The sequence below is a fragment of the Coleofasciculus sp. D1-CHI-01 genome, assembly GCF_040218875.1.
Classification (GTDB): Bacteria; Cyanobacteriota; Cyanobacteriia; order Cyanobacteriales; family Coleofasciculaceae; genus Coleofasciculus.
In genome coordinates this window covers 1-2,173 of the sequence record NZ_JAVJQP010000101.1, presented here as the reverse complement: position 1 = coordinate 2,173, position 2,173 = coordinate 1, and the positions used below count along the sequence as shown (strand labels likewise).

2 protein-coding genes are annotated in these 2,173 nt (G+C 42.2%); both read right to left on the bottom strand.

Translation table 11 applies throughout. The features are described 5' to 3' along the window. Nucleotides 1-570 precede the first annotated feature (570 nt). Nucleotides 571-1,437, bottom strand: coding sequence for a DUF928 domain-containing protein (locus tag RIB93_RS18790; protein WP_446374456.1), 867 nt, complete (start codon nt 1,435-1,437; stop codon nt 571-573). A gap of 280 nt (nt 1,438-1,717) precedes the next feature. After that, nucleotides 1,718-1,852 carry a hypothetical protein gene (locus RIB93_RS18785; RefSeq protein ID WP_446374454.1) on the bottom strand — a complete coding sequence of 45 codons (135 nt, stop codon included), beginning with the start codon at nt 1,850-1,852 and terminating at the stop codon, nt 1,718-1,720. Nucleotides 1,853-2,173: the final 321 nt, after the last annotated feature.

The window sequence follows — 2,173 nt, the reverse complement described above, 5'->3', positions numbered from 1 at the left end:
CTTACAGATAATTTGAAAATTCACCTTGATTCAACCCAAATGCATTTGCGTAAAACATACGCAAATTAATTTTTAGTCCGAAAAAGACAACCAAGATACTCAGACAAGCAGGTGATTATCATTCTCATTCCCCTTTTCATTGTCAATAAACCTGTCAATAAGCTGATATCTTTTTAAGGGGAAGAGGGGTGAAATGCTTTTTCTGCCGAGCTTTTGAGCTGCTTGTCACCCCTTCAGCCTGTTGTCTTTCCCATGATTAAATCCTCATCGTGGCAGCTACATCCGTCTGCCTGTGTGTTAGTGCCAGCGTTGTTAGTACGATGCGAAACCTTGAAAATTAGTCGATTGACAGAAAATCTACGAGGGGAATTAAATGCAGCTTAGATTATTTCTCATTGGAGAATATAATCTGTTACAAAATTTAATCCACCAGTTGTTTTTTGGGGTGGCGTCGTACAGGGGGCTGGATGAAAGCCTTGTCTAGGCGCAGGTCAGTCCAGGGCGCACGTCGGTGCGCCCCTACGGGACTAATTCATCAAATTAACAGCGCAACACCACTCGATTACCACGTTACTCGTTGGCATTATTTTCACTAACCTGTATATCTTCAAAATTTGATATTAATGGTGCATTGATAATGTCTTCTAACTCAACAGATCGCAACAAGTTTTCCCACGCCGATACCACCTCTGGATTAGTGGGTTGAGTTTGACGAAGTGCCGCCAGACTAACTACCGCATCCTGCCAAATCCCAGACTCAGCATACACCGCCACTTGCTCCAAATCTGTCACTTGCTCTAATGAACCTGTTCGGATTGAATCCGGTGAGACGCGGCGGATTGATCCCTCTACAAAAGGATCATCTGGACTACTGACTTGACACGCCATCGACACCAACCATTTATATTCTTTCCCAATTGCTAAAGGCGGCGCAGTTTCAGGTAAACTAATGCTATAAATTCCTGGAGTTTCTGTTAAATTAAGCCGAGTTACCTCACCAATTAGTTGACCTTCCTCATCTTCCAGTCTCAGTTCTAAGACTTGAGCAGAGGTTGGCGGAACATAAACCAAGAATGTCGGTTTTTCTGATACTGTTAACTGGAAATTCACCCCAGCTGGGGATCGCTCCGATTCTTTTAATGGTTGGGCATTCAAGACAGAGGGGACAAGCACCGTCAGGGCTTGAGATGCAGTGGTATCTTCTGCCACACTTTGCTTCCGCGAACATTGTCCGTCATTTCGCCTTCCTCCACCTGTGGTGATTTCGGGTGATGGCTGGTCGGGGTTCGGTTTAAAAATTACCTGCTTTGATTTAACATGAGAAGATGTTTGGGTCTGTGCCTGTACTGCAAGAAAGAAACCAGGAATGATTCCTATTTCTAATAACACTGAGGCTGAGAGAACCAGAAGATACTGATTGATTTTTTTGCAAACCATAATCATCTCTTAAGCACGATTAATTAATGAACTGACGTTGTACATTGAACCTGTTTTTGGGTTGAATGGTTATCGCGTCAGCACCCGATTATCCATTCGACTGACTATATTTTTCTCTCATCAATAGAGTTAATCAGAACGAATCGTTAAATTGATGCATTCGTTGAGGGGTCAATTCATTTTGGATAAAGGGAAGAAACTATTTTCTCTATCCATTTCAGCCAAAACTACTGAAAGACAAGACTTCCAGCTAAACGCTGGAAACTTAGACTAAGTCGCTTTACTCATCCAAAACCAAGGTCAAGCCTCCCTCGTAAGCATTTTTGAGACTAGCTTGCACCTTAAGTTGATAGGAATAAGTATTTATGCACCCTTGCATATCCAATACAGCAGTTTGCTCTGCTATGCGGTACATTGTCGATCCCCCTAAATCCCCCTTAAAAAGGGGGACTTTGATCTACTGTACTTTATTACAGCGCAAAGCGCTGTAAAGCACTGTCAAATTACTTTATCCGATTCCTTATCTTATCTAGGTAATAGCCTAGCTGTTCGGTAATGTCAATAAAAGTTTACTATTTTCTGCTTCTTCGTTCTGTATCCCACACTCCGCACTTCAAGGTGTATTACGATAGACTACAGAAAAGTCTCTGAGAAGAATAAGCATAAATACTCACTTTACTGAGGGTTGATACCTTGAGATAATTAGTCAGTTACCTGGGGAGCATCCCAATTTGGC

Excerpts from the sequence above, each read along its gene's own strand:
- RIB93_RS18790 (WP_446374456.1), bottom strand. The coding sequence starts at position 1,437 with ATGGTTTGCAAAAAAATCAATCAGTATCTTCTGGTTCTCTCAGCCTCA.
- RIB93_RS18785 (WP_446374454.1), bottom strand. The coding sequence starts at position 1,852 with ATGTACCGCATAGCAGAGCAAACTGCTGTATTGGATATGCAAGGGTGC.